The sequence below is a fragment of the Streptomyces sp. NPDC088746 genome (genome assembly GCF_044751065.1).
GTDB lineage: Bacteria > Actinomycetota > Actinomycetes > Streptomycetales > Streptomycetaceae > Streptomyces.
On sequence record NZ_JBIVLA010000002.1, the window covers coordinates 1492076 to 1511590 of the forward strand.

Annotated in this window: 13 protein-coding genes and 1 pseudogene; 7 read left to right on the forward strand and 7 right to left on the reverse strand. The window is 66.4% G+C overall.

The features are described from left to right. The first annotated feature begins 152 nt into the window (after window positions 1–152). The 6 genes from eccB to ACIP63_RS14345 all read left to right on the forward strand — a co-directional run bounded on the left by eccB (window position 153) and on the right by ACIP63_RS14345 (window position 7348). Window positions 153–1685, forward strand: a complete 1533-nt coding sequence (gene eccB, locus ACIP63_RS14320; protein WP_401514936.1) for a type VII secretion protein EccB — start codon at window positions 153–155, stop codon at window positions 1683–1685. An 11-nt stretch (window positions 1686–1696) separates the two neighbouring features. Continuing rightward, the gene (mycP, locus tag ACIP63_RS14325; RefSeq protein WP_401514939.1) at window positions 1697–2947 is read left to right on the forward strand and encodes a type VII secretion-associated serine protease mycosin; all 1251 of its coding nucleotides are present in this window, start codon (window positions 1697–1699) and stop codon (window positions 2945–2947) included. A gap of 146 nt (window positions 2948–3093) precedes the next feature. Next, window positions 3094–3534, forward strand: coding sequence for a hypothetical protein (locus ACIP63_RS14330; protein ID WP_401514942.1), 441 nt, complete (start codon window positions 3094–3096; stop codon window positions 3532–3534). 1764 nt (window positions 3535–5298) lie between these two features. Next, window positions 5299–6555, forward strand: coding sequence for a S8 family serine peptidase (locus ACIP63_RS14335; RefSeq protein WP_401514945.1), 1257 nt, complete (start codon window positions 5299–5301; stop codon window positions 6553–6555). A 74-nt stretch (window positions 6556–6629) separates the two neighbouring features. Next, on the forward strand, window positions 6630–6983 hold the full coding sequence (locus ACIP63_RS14340) for a WXG100 family type VII secretion target (RefSeq protein WP_104789510.1): 354 nt from the start codon (window positions 6630–6632) through the stop codon (window positions 6981–6983). A 65-nt stretch (window positions 6984–7048) separates the two neighbouring features. Further along, window positions 7049–7348, forward strand: a complete 300-nt coding sequence (locus tag ACIP63_RS14345; RefSeq protein WP_362937856.1) for a WXG100 family type VII secretion target — start codon at window positions 7049–7051, stop codon at window positions 7346–7348. 418 nt (window positions 7349–7766) lie between these two features. On the opposite strand, the gene ACIP63_RS14350 is transcribed toward ACIP63_RS14345, so the two are convergent. Next, complete coding sequence (locus ACIP63_RS14350; RefSeq protein WP_401514949.1) at window positions 7767–8570, reverse strand: phytanoyl-CoA dioxygenase family protein; 804 nt, start codon at window positions 8568–8570, stop codon at window positions 7767–7769. Between the two features lie 180 nt (window positions 8571–8750). Between ACIP63_RS14350 and ACIP63_RS14355 the strand changes: the two are divergent. Next, a pseudogene (locus tag ACIP63_RS14355) lies at window positions 8751–9612 on the forward strand (integrase core domain-containing protein). A gap of 2 nt (window positions 9613–9614) precedes the next feature. Here ACIP63_RS14355 and ACIP63_RS14360 read toward each other — a convergent pair. The 6 genes from ACIP63_RS14360 to eccCa form a co-directional block, all read right to left on the reverse strand. After that, window positions 9615–10685, reverse strand: a complete 1071-nt coding sequence (locus ACIP63_RS14360) for a (+)-(1(10)E,4E,6S,7R)-germacradien-6-ol synthase (RefSeq protein ID WP_401514952.1) — start codon at window positions 10683–10685, stop codon at window positions 9615–9617. 397 nt (window positions 10686–11082) lie between these two features. Next, window positions 11083–11697: a hypothetical protein gene (locus tag ACIP63_RS14365; protein ID WP_401514955.1), complete on the reverse strand. Its 615-nt coding sequence runs from the start codon at window positions 11695–11697 to the stop codon at window positions 11083–11085. Between the two features lie 126 nt (window positions 11698–11823). After that, window positions 11824–12447 (reverse strand): hypothetical protein, encoded by a 624-nt coding sequence (locus tag ACIP63_RS14370; RefSeq protein WP_401514958.1) that lies wholly within the window; start codon window positions 12445–12447, stop codon window positions 11824–11826. A gap of 3 nt (window positions 12448–12450) precedes the next feature. Then, the gene (locus ACIP63_RS14375) at window positions 12451–14766 is read right to left on the reverse strand and encodes a hypothetical protein (RefSeq protein ID WP_401514960.1); all 2316 of its coding nucleotides are present in this window, start codon (window positions 14764–14766) and stop codon (window positions 12451–12453) included. Further along, window positions 14766–15236, reverse strand: coding sequence for a hypothetical protein (locus ACIP63_RS14380; protein ID WP_401514963.1), 471 nt, complete (start codon window positions 15234–15236; stop codon window positions 14766–14768). The genes ACIP63_RS14375 and ACIP63_RS14380 overlap by 1 nt, the downstream gene beginning before the upstream one ends. A 146-nt stretch (window positions 15237–15382) precedes the next feature. Then, window positions 15383–19351 (reverse strand): type VII secretion protein EccCa, encoded by a 3969-nt coding sequence (gene eccCa / locus ACIP63_RS14385; RefSeq protein ID WP_401514965.1) that lies wholly within the window; start codon window positions 19349–19351, stop codon window positions 15383–15385. Window positions 19352–19515: the final 164 nt, after the last annotated feature.

Sequence of the window (19515 nt, forward strand, 5' to 3'; positions counted from 1 at the left end):
CGTTTTTTTCACGGGCGTTGATCGGGCGATCACCCTACCTGAGCGGTGAATGCCAAGTGCCAACAGGCATAGTAGGGGTCCCGGTCGGCGGCAGCGGTCCACGGCGGGTGTGGGAACCTGGTCGCCCACTGGGGAGAAGGGGCAGCGCGCACATGGCATCACGGCGGGACGAACTCAATGCCTACACCTTCGCGAAGCGGAGGTTGGTCGCACAGTTCCTGCAGCCCCACCCGTCGGGCTCGGAGGAGGGTGCGCCGCGCCCTCTCCGCGCGGTCGTGCCCGGGGCGATCGTCGGCGTGGTCGTCCTGGCGGTGTTCGGCGCCTGGGGGATGTTCAAGCCCGTGGCGCCCCAGAAGTGGGACACCCCGTACGAGAACGTCATCATCGCCAGCAAATCCACCACCCGCTACGTGGTGTTGAAGACCGACGGCAAGACGCAGCTCCACCCCGTCCTGAACATGTCCAGCGCGAAGCTCCTCCTCGCCCCGGACAAGGGCAAGGTCATCAACGTCGACGAATCGGTCCTCGACAACGGCAAGATCCCGCACGGGGCGACCCTCGGTATCCCCTACGCCCCGGACCGCCTGCCCGACCCGAAGGAAGCCGGCTCCACCAAGCGCTGGGCGGTCTGCGAGCGGCCCGGCGAGGGCGGCAGGGCCATACAGAAGGCGGCGTTCGTCTTCGCGGAGCGCGAGCAGAACAAGACCGAGGGCACGGGCAAGCTGCGGGGCGGCGAACTCATGTACGTCGAGGGCCCGGGGCCGGACAAGGCCCGCTACATCGTGGACGCCACCGGCACCGCGTACGCGGTGAACAACGACGAACTGCTGCTGCGTACCCTGGTCGGCCCCGACCGTGACCCCCAGCGGGTGTCAGCCGACTGGCTGGACACCCTGCACAAGGGAGACGCTGTCGCCATTCCGGCCATCGAGGGAACTCCCGGTACCGACGCGGGCGTTCCGGGGATCCTCCAGGCCGAGGACAACAAGGTGGGCATGATCCTCGCGGCGACCTCCGGCACCGGAACCCAGCAGTACGTGGTCCTGCCGGGCAGGGTCGCCCCGGTCTCCGACTTCGTCGCCAAGCTCCTGCTCAGCAGCCGCGCCCTGGTCGGCCTCGGCCAGGATGGCCAGGCGAAGAACGTCAGCGCCGGAGCGTTCGAGCCCGGTGAGGCGTTCGGGCAGGAGAAGAACTGGCCCACGAGCAAGCCGACGCCCGTCAACTCCGCGAGCACGGACAGCGGAAGCCGCAACACCGTGTGCAACGTCCTGCGCGGTGTCTCGGACAAGGACGGCACCAGCACGCTCAGCACCTGGGCGGGCACGGCCTTCCCCGCCACCCTCCCCACCGGCTCCAGCAGTGCCTACGCCACCCCCGGAACGGGGCAGCTCTTCCGGCAGTTCAAGGGGTCCAGCCCCGACTCCGGTCCTCTCTTCCTCGTGACCGACACCGGGCTGCGCTATGCCATGCAGTACAACGGCGACAGCGTGCAGGGCGACTCGGGCATCGGTGAGTCCGGCACCGAGGAGGAGAAGGAGAACAGCCAGCAGGAGGCGCAGCAGGCGCAGAACCATCTCGGGTACAAGGACGTCGAGCCCGCGCCCATTCCCGCCGCCTGGTCCACCTTCCTGCCGACCGGCCCCCGCCTGTCGACGGGCGCGGCCCGTCAGCCGCAGGGTTCGTGAGGAGCGACCACGTGACCACGGACTCTTCATACCGGCGGCGGCTGCTGACAACCGCGGCCGCCACGGCAGTCCTCCTCGTGTCGCTGCCGGTGCTGCCCGCAGCCGCGGACGACTCCACCCAGTGCACCTTCGGCCCGGAATCGAAGATGTACACGGGCCGGCCCTGGGCACTCCAACGCGTGCTGATGGACGAACTGTGGGAGCAGTCCACCGGCAAGGGCGTACGCGTGGCGGTCATCGACACCGGTGTCGACATCAAGAACCCGCAGCTCACGAAGGCGGTGGACGCCGGGAGCGGCCGCAACTACCTGCCTAAGAACCTCAAGGACGAGAGCGGCAACAAGATCGAGCGCGGCAAGGAGAACGGCACCACCGACGTGGTCGGGCACGGCACCAAGGTCGCCGGCATCATCGCCGCGCGAGAGGCGAAGGGCACCGGCTTCACCGGCCTCGCTCCCGACGCGACGATTATCCCGATCCAGCAGAACGACGCCGAGGGGCACGGCACGGCGGAGACGCTGGCGGACGCCATCAACTACGCGGTCGGGCAGGGCCGGGCGGACGTCATCAACATCTCCCAGGACACCGCTGACGCGGTGAAGCCCACGCCCCTTCTGGAGCAGGCGGTGAACGCCGCCCTGGCCAAGGAGATCGTGGTCGTCGCCTCGGCCGGCAACGACGGGCTGGGCGGCAACATCAAGAAGACCTACCCGGCCTCGTACGAGGGCGTCCTGTCCGTGGGTGCCTCGGACCGCAACAACGAACGCGCCGCCTTCTCGCAGTCCGGCGACGTGGGCGTCTCGGCACCCGGCGTGGACATCGTCTCGACGGTCCCCGGCGGGGGCCACTGCTCCGACAACGGCACCAGCTTCTCGGCCCCGTACGTCGCCGGGGTCGCGGCCCTCATCAAGGCCAAGCACAAGGACTGGACGCAGGAGCAAATCGTCGCCCAGATCGAGCAGACGGCGGAGCGCTCGATCGCGGGCAAGGACCACCTGGTCGGCTGGGGCGTCGTCGACCCGGTGCGCGCGCTGACCGAGGATGACAAGCCCATCGAGAAACCGGTGGCACACGAAGGTGTGAGCAAGGGCGAAGCCCCGTCCCCGGCCGTCGTCCACCTGGGCGAAAGCGCCGAGGAACGCAACTCCAGGCTGGCGACCTACGTCGTGGTGGGCGGGGGCGTACTGGTGGCCTCCATCGCCGGTGCAGCGGTGGCCGTACGCGACAGACAGCGACGGCCGGGGCGACCGGGCGGTGCATGAGGCCGGGAAGTTACGTGATGGACAAGACAGTTGGTCCTGTCAGTGCCATTGGCTAGAGTGATGTTATGGGGTCAGTGCTGTTCGCGCGGGTGCGATAGCAACGCGAAACGGACTGAGCAAACGGGGAAACGGGGAAGGGCAGCAACGTGAGCAAAGGAAAGGGAGATCTCCGGCGCGGGGTAGGCGCCCTGGAGAAGTTCCAGAAGAGAGTCAACGCGTTGCTGGCGGACCTCGAGAGCTCACCGGCCGGCAAGTCGAAGGTCGCGGCACAGACGGTGTCGCGTAACGCCTTGAGCGGCGGGAACACAAGCTTCGCGGAGGCGGACGGCCTCTACACCCAGTACAACCGCGTCCACGACGCACTCGTCACGCTCTCGAAGTCGCTGGGCGACCAGATCGAGTACCTGAGCCTCGGTGTGCACGCGGCGGCGGTGGGCTTCGACAACGTGGACGACGACACGCGGCGGCGGTTCTACGAGATCCAGATGCGTCTGGACGCGGAAAGCGAGAAGGCGCGGGCGGAGAAGCACGGCAAGCCTGAGCAGAACGCCGACAAGCAGAGTGACGGGGGATGGGCAGCCGAATGAGCGAACCGAAGAAGCCGGGACCGGGTTCCGAGACGGAGCTCACCCCCGCAGAGCAGCAGAAGCAGGACACGGAGCGCGTCCAAGGGCAGCTGATCGTCACGGACGTGACCCGTCAGATGCAGGGAGTGATGGAGGCATTCGGCTTCGGGAGCCCCGGCGCCTCGGGTCGGACGTCCTTCGAGGGCGTGGACCTCAACGTGATGATCGACCTGATCGAGAACTCCAACCCGGAGCACCTCGAGGAGGCCGGTGAGGCGTTGCTGAAGGCACGGACCGCGATCAGCGACGCGGCGAAAGAGCTGGGCGACTTCATTGCTGAGGTCGACTGGGAGGGCGAGTCCGGAGTCGCCTTCCGGGACTGGGGCAAGGGCTTGGTCGCCCATGCCGAGAAGCTGGGCGAATTCGCCCAGGCGGCCGGCACGCAGATCACGGTCGCGGGCACGGGCCTCGCCTCGGTGCGCAACTCCCTCCCTCCTCGCGACAGCCGTTTCATCCGCAAGTCCCCCGAGGACATCGAGTCCCCGGCACGGATCGAGTCCAACCCGGAGTACGCGGCGGCGCTGAAGGTCGAGAAGGACCGCCAGGAGGCCATCAACCAGGCCAACCGGCTGGCTTCGTACTACGCGGTGGCGGGGGAGACGCTGGCTTCGCAGGAGCCGCCGCGTTTTGACAAGAAACTTAATGTTGCTATGCCTCGGCCGCAGGGCGATGGGTTCCGACCAGGCGAGCCGGACTCCTCGTCGTCTGAAAGCCCCGCCTCGTCAGGCAGCGGAGGTTCCGGTGGAGTGACGGAACACATCGGGGCTGGCAGCCAGGGCTCTGCGGCAAGCGGTCGCGCCGTTGAGATGCCCGTCGCGGTGACGCCCGTCCCAGACACGGCCACATCGACAGAGATCAATAGCGTCGCAACTCCGTCGGCCCCAGTGACCGCGCAGGGCACGCCATCTCCGCAATCGACGACCGGCCCTGCCGTCACTGGGGGAGGCCAGACCCCTCCCATGGCGACGAGCTTCGTGAACCCCGTGACGGGTACCTCGCGAGCACCCCAGACAGCGACTGGCGCGCCCAGAGCGGTTAGCCAGGCAGGAGGCGGTACCCGCACGGGTGGCGGCCCGGAGGTAAATAGTCGCGCTTCTGGGCCCTCGGTGGGGCGCCCTGGGCCTATGAGCCAGGGCTCGGCCTCCGGGACCGCAGGACGTGGAGGACCGCAGACACCCACGGCCGGTCGGTCCGGTGTCACCGGCGGCAGGCCCGCGGCAACAGGCCGGACAGGTGTGCCTGGAGCCACCGCCCCGCGTGCAGGCCGAGGTGGCATCGTCGGTGGAACTCCTCAGCGCGCCGCTCCCGGAGCGGGGGCGTCCGGGGGCACTCGTGGCGTCCCGCGCGGCACGGTCATCGGAGCCGGAGGAGCGGCCAGGACAGGTGGCCCTGTCGGCGGCGTCGGCCAGCGGGGTGTCCTCGGAGCCAGCGGAACGGGCAATGCGTCGCGACCTGTTGGGCGAGGTACGCCCAGCACCAAGGGAGTTGTTGGCACGCCCCGTGGAGGCGCCGCAGGATCTGGTGCAGGCGCGAAAGGCTTTACTGCCGGGGGCGCGGGCCTTGTGCGTGGCCCTGCGGGTCGGAAGGGTTCCGGCGACGAGGACCAAGACGATGGCACCCCGCGCCCGGACTACCTGACCGAAGACAGAGAGACGTGGGAGGCGGGCAGGCGTGAATCCGCACCGCCGGTGATCGAGTAGGTACTGGGAAGGTTCGGAAGTCAGGATGACAGCAGGAATGAGCCAGACCCGGAAGCACGGCATGCCTCTCGGATGGAGAGGGCGCTTGCTCGGCACGTTGACTGTGGCTGCCGCCTGGAGTGTGGGGTTTGCGGGGGCCGCTCCCCCCGCCCTGGCCGTAGATGTGCAGTCGAAGCAGTGGTACCTCAGCGCGATGCAGGCTGAGGAGATGTGGAAGACGACCACGGGTGAAGGCATCAAGGTTGCTGTCATCGATACCGGTGTCAACTCGTCTACGGCATCCCTGAAAGGGCAGGTCCTCAAGGGGCTTGATGCCACGGGCGCCAAGGGCGATGAGACCGATGATTACGAGGGTCACGGCACGACCATGGCCGAGCTAATTGCTGGCACGGGCAAGGGCGGAGGCCTGAAAGGGCTGGCTCCAGGGGCAAAGATTATTCCAATGAGAGTTGCTGACGCTGACTGGGAGACAGAGGAGCGCGTAAATTCCCTCGACACCACGGACGCGATTCGGGCCGCGGCTGACAGTGATGCCAAGATCATCAGCATGTCGTTCGGTAACGAATTCAAACTGGATGAGGAGCTCGAAGCGGTAAAATATGCTCAGAGCAAAGGGAAGCTCTTCTTTGCTGCTGTGGGCAATGGGGCCAAGGAAGGTAACCCGGAGAGTTATCCCGCTGCATATCCCGAGGTCGTCGGAGTCTCTTCGGCTGATCGCGAAGGAAAGGTAGCAGAGTACTCCCAGAACGGGAGCACGGTGGATATTGCAGCTCCCGGTAACGACATTCCCTACTGGTGTGACGATACGTTCCAGGATTACTGTGACGGCGACGGCGGAACAAGCGCTGCGACCGCGATCGCATCCGCCTCCGCAGCCCTGGTCTGGTCCGCCCACCCTGACTGGACCGCGAACCAGGTCCTCAACGTACTTTTTGACACCGCCAGCCGGGACTGGAAAAAGGGCACACTCAGCAAGTACCTCGGCCACGGTCTGATTCGTCCCTCCATGAACATTCTGAAGGGCAAGGGAGCCCCCGGCGCCCCGGACATCAGCCCTCTCACCAAGGAAAAGACGTCCGGCTCCACGGCCTCGCCTGCCGCATCCGCATCAGGTTCGTCACAGCCCGAGAAGAAGGACGAGGCTGAGGACGCCGCCATGGCAGGCTCCAGCACGGAGAAGAACGACGACAGCCAACTGGGCCTGATCCTCGGCGGAGTGGCAGTAGTCCTCGTGCTCGGCGGCGGCGCTTTCGCGCTCGTTCGCAAGCGCCGCAGCGCCTGACCGACCGCAGTTCCTCACACGCACCCCGGCGGGAAGCCGGACCGAACAAGAGCACCAGGAAGGAAGCCAGAACTATGGCAGATCAGAAGCTTTCAGATGAGATGCTCCTCAAGCTCGAGGGTGAACTCAGCAGGCGATTCGACTCCGTGAGGGGCCAGCTGAAGACGCTGCAGGCGACGATCGACAGCCTGGAAGGTGCCTGGAAGGGCATCGGCGCCAACGCCTTCAACGTAAAGCAGGCTGACATCAACGTCAGGATGAGCGGCATCGCCACCCGGCTGGTCAATTTCCAGGAAGCCATCAAGGCGGCGCGCACCATTTCGGGCAACACCGAAGACGAGATCAGGCAGGCCCTCCAGGGCGTGGACGTTGTCGACGGCCACTCGACCGGCTCAGAGGCCAAGACCTCGGCCATCAACTCCCTCTGAAGCTTGCTGTACCCCCGTACCGAGTACGGGCCACCACATCGAACTAGATTGAACTGGAGGACCGTATGTCGACCAACGACGGCACGATGGTTGTCACTTACTCGAGCCTGGAGCAGGCTGCCGGGGACATCGACCGGCAGAGCAGGCAGCTTCAGGAAGACCTCGCGTCGATCAAGCGCATGATCGCCAACGTCTCCGAGCTCTGGGTCGGCGAGGCCAAGACGGCGTACGACGCGGCACAGGCCGGCTGGGACCGCGACGCCACGGGGATCCACACCGCCCTGTCTGAGATCTCTCGCAAGGTGCGCGACGCCGGTACTGCCTACCAGGCCGGCGACAAGCGGGCGCGAGCCAACTTCGAGTAGGACTCGGCAGAGAACAAACAGATCAGGGTGGGCACGCACGGGAGGTGCCCACCCTGACGTGTGTCGTGAGGCAGTTGCAGGGAAGGTTCGGAAGTCAGGACGACAGCCGTAGTGAGCCATACCCGGAGACGTCGTGTGTCGCTCGCGTCGAGAGGCCGCGTGCTCGGGCTGACGGCTGTGGCCGCTGCCTGGAGCATGGGGTACTTGGGTGATTCGGGCGTGCGGCGAGTGGGGGCACCCCCTGCTCGGAGAGCTTGGGACAACCGCAGCACCCCACGACCGGAGAAAACCCTGCTCCATACGGTGCGGCATCGAAACTACTCGTCCAGAGGTTCTGCTACGAGTGCTTCACCTCGGTTCAGGGCGGCTGCGCTCGTCGTTGTGGTCGAGGACGCACAGGATCGCGGCGGGACCACGTTCACCGGTCCGCGCAGTCTCCGTCTGGGCCGGGGGTCTCCTGTCCCAGACCTCGGCGGATCGCGATCTCCACGGGTGAGTACGCGCCGTCGGCCCGTTCCAGTTCGTACAGTGCGGTCGGCACCAGAGGCGGCTGAGCCATGAACCGTGGCCGTACCCCATGGTGTGGCTGCGCCGCGTGCACCAAGAACGGATGGCACAGGAAGACGTCGCCGGGTGACCCGGTGGCATGGGCCAGTGGCCGGTGGTCGGAGGCGGCCACCAGATCGGGGGCGAGGGTGAGCCCGCTCGCCCCTTCCTCCCCGTATTTCTCCAGCACCTTCGGCACGTCGAGGTGTGATCCGACCCGGATCCGGGTCGGGGCGTCTCGTTCACCGACCTCGCTGAACAGGAACAGCATCAGCAGCGCCCGGCCTCGGGAGCGCAGATTGGTGAAGTACCAGCTCTCGCCCTCTGGAAGATAGCTCCCCTCGATATGCCAGCCCGCGTCGTCCGGCTCCTCCTCGTGCGGGAAGCGCAGCGGAAACGTGCCCAGCGAGTAGCGGGGCTCCCAGCGACCCGCACCGACGAGCAAGTCGTACGCGCGGTGCAGCGAGGGGGAATTGGGTGCGGCTGCGAACGGTCCCTGTCCCATGCCGGGCACCCAGTGCACGGGCTGCGTCCACGTCGACGGGTCGTCCGGGTCACAGCCTGTCTCCCGCCACAGCAGCCGCGCGCAGTCCGCGGCCACGCGCGGTGCGACGGCGCCCTCCAACTTCACGAAGCCGTCGCGGAGGAAGCGGGATACCAAGGTCGTGTCATCCATGCCCACATCGTGCGCTGACTACAGTCCCGTTCACCCGACTTTCCCCGACCGTCTTTATCGGGTGGTCGTCGGGCGTCGTCAGCGCTCGCCGCCTGGTAGACCATGATGAATCGCCTGGAACATGACGAAGACCTCCGGTGTGGTGGGCGCTGTCTAGGAACTCACCGCACGGAGGTCTTCGTGTCCCACCGTAATGCCCGGCTGACCGTTTTCGGTAGGCAGATACTGGTCGAGCGGGTCTGCGCTGGCCGCCCGGTCGCTCACGTAGCCGCCGAGATGGGCATCTCCCGGGCTACGGCCCACAAATGGGTCCGCCGGTGGCGGACCGAGGGGGACGCGGGTCTGGCGCCGCACCGGACTGCGGCCGCGGTGGAAGACCGCGTCTGCGACCTGCGACGAAGCCGCAAGCTCGGCCCCGCCCGGACCGGTCCGATCGTGAGCCTGCCCGCCTCGACCGTGCACCGGATCCTGACCCGCCACCAGCTGCGCCCCGGCGAACTCATCCACGTCGACGTGAAGAAGCTCGGCCGAATCCCGGACGGCGGCGGCCACAGAGCCCTGGGCCGCCAGGCCGGCCGGGCCACCCGCAGCAACATGGGCCTCGACTACGTCACTCCGCCGTCGACGACCACTCCCGCCTCGCCTACAGCGAGACCACGACGACGAGAAAGTCGGGACCTGCGCAGGCTTACTCAAGCGCGCAGCCGCCTACTTCCGCAACCAGGGCATCGACCGCATCGAACGGGTCCTCACCGACAACGCCTGGGCCTACCGCAAGGGCCTGGCCTGGAAGAACGTCCTCGCTGACCTCGGCGCCACAGGCAAAATGACCCTCCCCTACCGGCCCCAGACCAATGGCAAGGTCGAACGCTTCAACCGCACTCTGGCCGACGAATGGGTCTATTAGTGGCCTTACACCTCAAACGACGAGCGAACCACGGCCCTGGCAGACTTCCTCCACACCTACAACCACCACCGCTGCCACACCGCACTCGGAGGCCAGCCCCCGATCAGCCGCGTCAACAACGCTGCGGGTCAATAGACCTAGTCCTTCAGGAGAGTCCACCACCAGGCGATGCTGGCGATCGGCAGCGGTTGGTCCGCTTCCCTCTCCTGGAAGGGGGAAGCGGCGCTGCCGGCCGGCAGGTCGGCCGGGTTCTCCGGGTTGACGTAGCGGTGGGTGGTGAGGGACCAGTCGTAGTCGGCACGGATCCAGGAGTCGCAGTCCGTGATCCATCGACGGAGCTCGGGACCGGCGTCACGCAGAATCTGGTCGCGGAGACGGAGGTAGAGGGCCATGGCACGGGTGTGCATCATGGCGGTCTCACTCACCGCTTCGTCGAGGGTGCACTTCCGCTCGTACGCGATCAGGTCGACGATGTTTCCGTATCCGTCCTGGCTGCGTTGGCGCTCCTTGTGGTACGAGACCAGGTCGTTGGACCAGCCGATGATCGAGGCGAAGACCTCGACGAACCCGCGGATGTCGGGGCGCTCGTAGTCGGCCGCCGGGAGGTCGTACCCGTGGATGATCTCGCTGAGGGTCGAGAAGATCTTGACCCCGGAGGAGTCGAGCCGGACCGCCAGGTGGTCGGAGAGCGTGGGGATCCGCCCTGCGGCGCTGTTGGCGGCCATCCAGATCTGGCCCTGGAGGTAGGCGCGAAAACTGGCAGCCCAGCGGGCTGTCTGCACCGGGGTGGTCAAGCTGTCGAGCCGCAGGCGCAATTCGCGTAACGCCGCGCTGTAGTTGTCGTCGGTGGGCGCCGTCCAGGGGACGTCGACGATGCGCTGAAGCTTGGTGATCATGAGCAGAGTGGCATCCGGGGAAGCCGCGACGGGTCCCTCGTCGCAGTACTCGTCGTCGAAGGCGAAGAGCCACATCAGGAAGTCCGAGGTCCACTGCAACGCAGCGACGCGGCCGGAAGGGGCGCCGCGGCTGGTTATCTCTCCCACGGAGATACGGGTCAGCCGTTCGCGCTGCGCCCGGTCGGAGTAGAGGCCGAACCGATCGAGCCAGGCGGCCGAGCGTTCGTCGATCTCACGCCAACTTGGATGGATCCCCGAGGGGAGCGGAACCCACAGCTGGGGGATCTTCGGCGCTGGTGCTGGGGAGGTCATGTACCGCCCTTTCGCATGTGCTTTTCAATGCCTCTGAGACCCGGAAGTTAGCAAGGTGTACGGGGAACGGGTACAGCCGTTTCAAGCCTGGTTGGCTCGTGGACGGCTGTCGTTTTCAGCCGGGGTCCAGGCCCCAGGCACCGTCTCCGGCGCCCACGCGAGGTGCGAAAGTGGTTGAACACGCATCGTTTGCAGTTGATCGGTCTCCGTGCACAGTTGGCCCGAAAGTGCCTCTTGCCAGTTCAGGATTCACCGATTCAGCGGCGGAGCAGCGGATTCCGCCACCGGGATCCTCCAGAAGGCTGAGCACGCCCGGCCCGCCGCAGTGGTTCGTGCCGGGCGGAGCGCTCCGCGGAGGGTTGCCTCGGCGGGGAGCGCCGCTACGAAGCGGAGGCCCTCAGCACTCACCCTCCCGACTCGTCACGGCAAAGTCGTAGTTCGGGACCGTCACCGAGCCGGCTCCGCCCGCTATGCCGGGAGGCTCGTAGTCCCCGTCCTTCGAGGGCGTGCGCACGACGTGCACGCAGAAGGCCACGTCCGCACCTGCGGCCTGGACCGTGTAGTCGGCGTCGGAGGGTTTGTTCGAGGCTGCACCGCTGGCCCCCACCCCATCCTGCGGGGCGCCACCGCCACCGTTCTCGACGATCTCCTCCTCGATCATCGTCGCGAACTCCTCGTCGAAGCCGCTGTCATCACCGAATATGTCACCGAAGCGCGAAGTGCCGTCCAGTTCCGCCGTGGCCTGGCTGACCGCGCTGGACAGCTCGTCATCGCTCCACTCCCCATCGGCGACCACGGCCATGAACTGGAACGCCGAAAAGATGCCGATTCCCGCCATCCCGAAGAGGACGACGCGAGCCACTACGAAGGCGGAATCGGGGAGTTCGGGCGCCGACGGGTTGAACGACTCACGCCACCTGCGGACCCTCTCCGCCTTGACGCAGCCCATGGCGATGAGCCCGGCAGCCAGCACAAAAACAACCACGTTCAAAGTACTCAACGTCTGCCTCATTCGAATATGCCTACAACCGTAGGCCCTGCGCCGGTACGTCGCTGTGCCCTGCCTTCGGTGCTACCTGGGTCTCTCGTTGACGGTGTAGCCCGAGTGTCTGGCCTCGATTTCGTGGCTGGAATTCAGTCAAACCTTGAAAGGGAGGGTGCAACCAGCGTCTTCGTGTGCGAATTCAGCTGTGCTGGTGGCAAGATCGATCAACTCTTGGCGATATCTGTCTGCAGTTCTCTCCGGCTCTGCCGAACTCCGCAGCAAAACAATGGTGGTCAGGCCCTGATGGCCGTGGCTGAAGCAAGGAGTGACTATGGCGGCCTTGCTCTTTGACACCACGCCCCACGTGTTCGCGTCGGTGTTGAAACGGTCGAAGTTCCTCGGGTTCTCCGTCTCTACCATCTTGCTGGCCGGCCCACTGCTCCAGGACTGGAAGGAGCTGTTTCCCAGCATGGTGACCTCGGTTCTGGTGACCAGAAACTCTGATTCTTCCGTCCTGCCGCTGCAGCTGGAAAAAAAGAAGTCCACGGACCCTTGGTTTCGCTGTTCCACGAACGAGTATTTTGGATCTGGTGGTGCAATTTCCTTGAGGGCAGGAACGACCTTGTTCGAGGGCCCGAGGTTTTCGCAAACTTTCCCGGCCTCGATCGTCCCGACGCCTTCGAACGGAGGGATCTGAAGCAGGTAGGCAGCGCCAGCCGCCAAAGCCGTGGCTGCGGCTAGGCTTGTTGCGAGAATTCCAACATTGCTCTTTTTCATGGCTTACTTCTTCTCCTCGAGTTTCGTTGGCATTCCCTCGCCGTCAATGTATGAATGGGTGTTGGCGCTGGCGCTGTTGAACCCCTTTTCTGCGGCGGATGCCACAGAGGCCACAATGTTCGGTGACGGGTTTCCGGACCGCTCGCCGGCTGTCTTGGCCGCCGTCTCGACAAGCTCGTAAGTCGACACCTTTGTGGCGCCCATTTCTTGACCGTTGCGGTAGATTACTTCTCCGGAGCTATCTTTCAGGGCGCCCTCTGTCAGTGCGCCGATGATTTCGTCTGCTGCAGTACCGGCCACTCCTCCTGCTACGGCTCCGCCGGGGCCGAGCATGGGAGCTGTTCCTATTCCGATGCCGATTCCAACGGTACTTCCGACCCAGGTGCTCGTCGTCTCGATTGCCTTGTTGTAGTCAGCGTCCTTGGCCCCTCCCTCGAGTTCCGCCTCATACGAGCGACCTGCTCCGATGGTTCCCTGGATCTCCCCTGCCACTTCTGCGGTCAAAGTAATTGTCTGCTTCAGATTATCATTCTGCGAAAAACCGGGATCGGTAATGAATGCGTCGGGGTTGCGGAAATGGTATTCCATCAGGTGGGTTGTGTAGCTATGTTGACCGACGCTCACTGCTGCGTAACCTTCAGGATTCTGTCCCAGCAAATACAGGAAACGCGCGGTGTCGGGTTCGTCTACTGCCACTGCGGATCCTGCGATGGGGAAGAGGTTCTCCTCGCCTTCTTGATTCGCATTCAATGACCGATGGATGTCCGGCATGTATTCAGCAGCAATCTGTCCGATGCTGTCGGACATGTAACTGTGGCCACTCAAGAGCGCGGGCTTCTCCGAGATTGCTTCGATCAGGCTCTTCGTCAGCGCTGCCTGTTGCGCGTTGTGAGCCGGAGTGTCTTCCGTGGGCATCTCGCCAGCCGGGTGCCCGGTTGTTGCTGCCTCGATAGCCAGGGCCATGTTGTTGCGCCCTGCGATGCTGTCGTCGCCCTTGTCGGTCTGGTCCTCCGGCCAATCCCGCTCACCGAAGAGGTAGTCGAAGTTGGTGAGTTCCCTCATCTCCCTCTTGTTGTTGCCGTCGGTGTCTTCCTTGAACTCGTGATCCTCGTCCTTCGTCAGGAAGGTGTCGCTGAAGAACTCGGTCGCAGCATCAGGGCTGCTCGACAGCGCCTTCATGAATCCGGTCATCGGGTCCATGCCGGAATCAGATCCGGTGCGGTTGAGCGTCGGGTCCATGGGGGCCGGGGTGTTCCAGGTGCCGTGCCTGCCGTTGTCGGTGCGTTCCTTCTCGGTTTTGATCAACTCGTTCCCGTACTCGTTGAGGAAACTGTTGTCGTAGTTCCCCCAACGCATGAGATTGCTCATCACTTGGAAGCCGACGGTGCCTGAATTCTTCGAGATGGGCTGGCTGCCGAGCTCTACCATCTCGTGCTTCCACTTCGTCATCCCGGACGAATCACTATGACTGGCAGTGGCGAGGGTGAGACTCAGGTTCTTCTGCAATTCGTCGAACTGGTCGCCCCGGGCCCTCTGCAGGTCGGTAGAACTCGGGGTGTTCAGCTCCGCCCAGAAGTCCAACGTCCCCTGCGCTTCCAGTTGCTCCGCGAAGCGGGCGCTGAACAGCTCGTCGCTCGACATCTTCTTGAGCCCGGTGTTCAGCTTGTCGAATTCCTTGGCGGTGAGGTCGTCCGGGTTCTTCTTCGCGATGGCCGCCAGCTCGTCGGCCTGCTTGATCGCCTTGTCCGCGGAGTCCCGGTCCTTGTACTCGGCACCGGTGAATCCGAGCTCGGCTTGGTCCGCAAGAGCGCGGAGGGCGACAGAGCCTGTGTGGTCGCTCTCGGTCGCCTTGTCGAGGATCTTCTGGAGCTCGCCGCGCAGTGCGTTGACATCATGCTGGCTCTCGCTGGAGCCGGGAGCGGTAGGGCCCATGGTCGGGGCGACATAGAGGGAGCCCGCGGTGACCACGAAGCCCCCTCCGCTGGTGGCGGCGACCCTGAGGTTCTTCGCCGTCCCGCGTTCCACGGCTTCGTTGAGCTGCCTCTGGTAGGCCTTCAACTCGTCGCGCGTGTCCTTGACGATGTTCCACAGGGACTTCGCCTGCTTGTGGGCGTCATCGAACTCCCGCACCGTCTTGTCGACGAACCCTTTGGTGACGTTCGCGTTGTCGCCCGACCAGTCGGCCTTGTCGGCCGCTGCCTTGAGACCGTCCCGGGCGTCGTCCTTCAGGACGGCGAGGTTGCTCACCATCGTCGACCAGTCGGTGACGGCTGCGTCCAGTTGCCCGAACTTGGCGAAGCGCAAGGATTCGAAATCCATCAGTTGTCCGCCTTGTTCTTCTCACCCTTGGGCGCGTTGTCGTCGTCGAAGGCCTCGTCGAGCGCGGTGATACTGCTGACCCTGCTCCGGACGTGCTGGTCGTCTCCGTCGTGAACGTACTTGGTGAAGTCCATGTGGTTCGCGATGTGACCACACGCATCCAGAAGGGACTTGAGCTGGACGTCCCACTTGCTCGCCACGTGCCGGAGCGCGCCACCGAGTTCGAAACCCTGCGTGGTGAGATCGCCCGCCGCTGATTCGCTGGTCGGGACTGCTACGCGGGCCTCTTTCCACAAGCGCGTATTCAGCTTGGAGGCCTCGTTACGGACGCCCGACAGGTCGGTCTGGTTGACGGCGAGGTCTCCCTTCCTGCCGCCACCGCCACCAGGCTCGGCCTTGTTGAGGCGCATCTCCGTGCCGCCCTTGTCGGCCGCGTCTTCCTTCAATTGCTCCCACTCGGCCCAGGCCATGCGGAACCCCCGTCAGTCGGTGCGTACTGGAACGCTGAACGATTCGAACATCTGGCGCGCCGGCGCCACCCCACACGCCGAGGCGGGCAGTGACAGCTGCGCGTATCCGCCTGCCGTCACCGCCCGCCCCGGTATCGCCGTACGTCCTACCGTTCCCCGTCCATGAGTCCCGACTGCACCAGCGGATTCCCGCGGCGCCGGGTGACGAACACCCCGCGCCCCGGGGGCATCGGGCGCGGTCGTACGTTGCCGAGGATGTCGCCCTCGATGGGGTCGCCCGAAAGCATGACGCCCTGCGCGCCCAGTTCCAGGATGCGCTGCAGGAACGGCTCGTACAGTGCGCGGCCCGCCCCCGCCGTGCTGCGGGCGATGATGAAGCGCACGCCGACGTCGCGGGAGAACGGCAGCATCTCCGTGAGCTTCGCCAGCGGGTTGCCGCTGGACGTCGAGACCAGGTCGTAGTCGTCGACGACCACGTACACGTCGGGGCCGCTCCACCAGCTGCGGTCACGCAGCTCCTGCGCCGTGACCTCGGGCGAGGGCGTACGGCGCTTCATCAGGTCGTACAGGGCGTCCGCGTGGTGCTCCATGTTGTTGGACATGGGGACGTACTCCGCCAGGTGCGTGGCCGGGGTGACGTCCAGGAGCGCTCGCCGGTTGTCGATGACGAAGAACTTGGCGGCGTTCCCCTCGTACCTCTCGGTCAGCTGCTTGATGAGCAGGCGCAGCAGGTTGGACTTGCCGGACTCGCTCTCGCCGAACACCAGGAAGAACGGGTCCCGCTCGAAGTCGAGGAAGACCGGCTCGAGGTTGTTCTCGTCGATGCCGAACGCGATGCCCCGCTCCGGCCGCGCGTAGCCCGCGGGCAGTTCGCGGACGGGGAGTTCGCGGGGCAGCAGCCGGACGGCCGGGGCGGGCGCCGCGGTCCAGTGCCGGGCGACCTCCTGGTTCATGGCGGCCGTGGCCTCGGACAGGTCGCTGTCGGAGTTGATGCCGTCGATCCGCGGTACCGCGGCCATGAAGTGCAGCTTCTCCGGGGTGAGGCCGCGACCGGGCACGCCGGCGGGCACGTTGACCGCGGCCTTGCGGTCCAGCTCGGAGTCCATGACGTCACCGAGCCGCAGTTCGAGCCGGTTCATCAGGTGGTCCTTGAGGTTGGCCCGGACCTCCATGGAGCGCGACGCCGTGACGATCAGGTGGATGCCGTAGCCGAGACCGCGCTGCGCGATGTCGATGGCCGCGGATTCCAGCCCCTCGTAGTCCGTCCGGAAGTTGCCCCAGCCGTCGATCAGCAGGAAGACGTCACCCCACGGCTGGTCCGTCGCCGAGATGTCGCCGCGCGCCCGCATCCTGCGGAAAGTGGCGATGGAGTCGATGCCCGCGCTGCGGAAGTACTCCTCGCGGCGGGCCATGATCCCGTACACCTCGGCGACCGTACGGCGCACCCGCTCGGGGTCGAGCCGGGACGCGACCCCGCCGACATGGGGGAGACCGGAGACCGAGGCCATGCCGCCGCCACCGAAGTCGAGTCCGTAGAACTGGACCTCCTGGGGCGTGTGGGTGAGGGCGAAGCCCGCGATGAGCGTGCGCAGCAGCGTGGACTTGCCGGACTGCGGGCCACCGGTGATCTGCATGTGGCCCGCCGCGCCGGAGAAGTCCCGGTAGAGCGTGTCGCGGCGCTGCTCGTACGGCTTGTCGACCACACCCAGCGGTACGACGAGCCGTCCCGAGCCCTCGAACCCGGGCTGGGTCAGCCCGCGCCCCTCCACCGCGGAGAGCCCCGGCAGGAGCTCGTCCAGCGACGGCGGGTTGTCCAGCGGAGGCAGCCACACCTGGTGCGCGGACGCCCCCCGGCCCTCCAGCCGGCGCACGATCACGTCGAGCACCGTGTCGGCCAGGGCGTCGTCCTCGGACGTGCGGGCGTCAGGTACGCCGGCCTGCGCCGTCGGCTGTACGTAACGCACCGGCACCGGAGCCGCGGTGAACACCACCGGCCTGCGGTCCACCGGCAGAGGACCGGAGGCCGCGGCCGGCTGGGCACCCGAGCGGTACACCCCAGAGACGTACGCGGCCTTGAAGCGCACCATCTCGTCCGTGCCGTACTTCAGATAGCCCGAACCAGGGACGTTGGGCAGGTGGTAGGCGTCGGGCACGCCCAGCGCGGCGCGGGACTCACCCGCGGAGAACGTACGCAGACCGATCCGGTACGACAGATAGGTCTCCAGGCCGCGCAGCCGCCCCTCCTCGAGGCGCTGCGAGGCCAGCAGCAGATGGACGCCCAGGGAACGGCCGATGCGCCCGATCTGCACGAACATCTCGATGAAGTCCGGCTTGGCCGTGAGCAGCTCGCTGAACTCGTCGATGACCAGGACGAGCGACGGGATGGGCTGCAGCGGCGCACCCGCGGCCCGCGCCTTCTCGTAGTCGTGGATGTTGGCGTAGTTGCCCGCGTCGCGCAGCATCTCCTGGCGGCGGTTGAGCTCACCGCTGATGGAGTCGCCCATGCGGTCCACCAGCGTCAGGTCGTCCGCGAGGTTGGTGATCACCGCTGCGACGTGGGGCATCTGCGCCATGCCGGCGAAGGTGGCGCCGCCCTTGAAGTCCGCGAGGACGAAGTTCAGCGTCTCCGAGGTGTGGGTGACGGCGAGCCCGAGGACGAGCGTACGGAGCAGCTCGGACTTTCCGGAACCGGTGGCGCCGACACACAGGCCGTGCGGGCCCATGCCCTCCTGCGCCGCCTCCTTGAGGTCCAGCATCACGGGGCCGCCGTCCTCGCCCACCCCGATCGGCACCCGGAGCCGCTCCGCCTGCGAGCGGGCCCGCCAGGTCCGGCTGACGTCGACCGAGGCGGCGTCTCCGAGATTCAGCAGATCGGTGAACTCCAGGTTGGCGAGCAGCGGTTCGTCGTCGTCCCCGCCCGACGCCACGTGGAGGGGGGCCAGCTGCCGCGCCAGCGCCTCCGCGGCCTCGTGGCTCAGCAGGTCGGGGAGGCCGTCGTACACCAGGCCGTGTCCCGACTCCAGCTGCAGTGAGTGGGGGCCGACCACGATGGAGAGGCCGCCGCGCGCTCCGGTGACCTGGCCCGTGACGATCTCGACGACCGTCACGCCCTGGAGGCCCTCCGTCGACGCGAGCGCCGACGTCGCCGGTACGGACTCGCCGTCGAGCACCACGACGACGTGCGGCTGGTCCAGGATCGGCTGGCCACCCGGCTGGAAGCGGGGCCGGCCGTCGAGACGGCCCGCGAGCATCTCCTCCAGCTCCGCGACGCTCGTGGTGATCAGGCGGCGGCTGCCGGCACCGTCGATGGAGCCCTGCACCTGGACGTGGGGGAGCCACTTCGTCCATTCCCAGCGCGGAGCGGCGTCGCGGCCGGTCGCGACGGCGATGATCAGGTCCTCGGGGGAGTGCAGCGAGGCGAGCGCCCCGACCATCGCGCGGGCCGTCGCGCGCGCGGACTCCGCCTCACCGCTGATCGTCAGGTGGTAGAAGGCGCGGAGCGAGACCGCCATCGGCAGCCCGTCCAGCGTGCTGTGGGTCGTCAGGAACTGCTGCATCGCCCCGGCGGTCAGCGGCTCCAGCTCATCGACCGGCGCGGTGTCCGGTGCGACGAGCGGGGTGGCGAGTTCCTGGCTGCCCAGGCCGATGCGCACGTGGGCGAAGTCCGCGTCCCCGACACGGCGCTCCCACACCCGGCTGCCCTCGGCGACGAGCGCCCACAGCTGCTCCGGGGACGGGTGGAGGTAGAACTGCGCGTCGCGCTGCTGCCGGGCGGTCCTCAGCACAGCGCGCCTGGTCTGCGTCAGGTACTTCAGATAGTCGCGCCGCATGTCCGCGAGCTGACCCTGGGTGCCGCGCCGGAAACGGATGATCATCGCAATGGCCATCGCGACCGTCGACGCGATCATGATCATGCCCATGATCCGCATGATCGGGTTCGGCGTCATGAAGAAGAACACGACGGAACCACCCATGCCGAGCATCGGCAGCAGCTGCATCATCACCCCCTCCTGCTGCCCACGGGGCAACTCGGGCGGAGGTTGCAACTGCACCTGCTCGCCCGGAACTTCGGAGGGGAGGGCCCGCGGTGGGCGCTTGACGACAATCTGGCTCACAGCTCACCAATTCCCTTGCCGGACGGAACTGTTCCTATCGGCGCCCCCGTGGCGACGGGTTCCGTCCGCGGGAGGATCCTACTGGCGTACCCGGCCACCCGAGGGCGGTAGGGTGTCGCGACGCGTGTACGCATCCGCTAACTACCGCAAAAAAATGGGTCATT

Bases quoted from the DNA above. Each gene is read 5' to 3' on its own strand.
- eccB (WP_401514936.1), top strand. From the start codon at position 153: ATGGCATCACGGCGGGACGAACTCAATGCCTACACCTTCGCGAAGCGG.
- ACIP63_RS14335 (WP_401514945.1), top strand. From the start codon at position 5,299: ATGACAGCAGGAATGAGCCAGACCCGGAAGCACGGCATGCCTCTCGGA.
- ACIP63_RS14340 (WP_104789510.1), top strand. From the start codon at position 6,630: ATGGCAGATCAGAAGCTTTCAGATGAGATGCTCCTCAAGCTCGAGGGT.
- ACIP63_RS14345 (WP_362937856.1), top strand. From the start codon at position 7,049: ATGTCGACCAACGACGGCACGATGGTTGTCACTTACTCGAGCCTGGAG.
- ACIP63_RS14350 (WP_401514949.1), bottom strand. From the start codon at position 8,570: ATGGATGACACGACCTTGGTATCCCGCTTCCTCCGCGACGGCTTCGTG.
- ACIP63_RS14360 (WP_401514952.1), bottom strand. From the start codon at position 10,685: ATGACCTCCCCAGCACCAGCGCCGAAGATCCCCCAGCTGTGGGTTCCG.
- ACIP63_RS14365 (WP_401514955.1), bottom strand. From the start codon at position 11,697: ATGAGGCAGACGTTGAGTACTTTGAACGTGGTTGTTTTTGTGCTGGCT.
- ACIP63_RS14370 (WP_401514958.1), bottom strand. From the start codon at position 12,447: ATGAAAAAGAGCAATGTTGGAATTCTCGCAACAAGCCTAGCCGCAGCC.
- ACIP63_RS14375 (WP_401514960.1), bottom strand. From the start codon at position 14,766: ATGGATTTCGAATCCTTGCGCTTCGCCAAGTTCGGGCAACTGGACGCA.
- ACIP63_RS14380 (WP_401514963.1), bottom strand. From the start codon at position 15,236: ATGGCCTGGGCCGAGTGGGAGCAATTGAAGGAAGACGCGGCCGACAAG.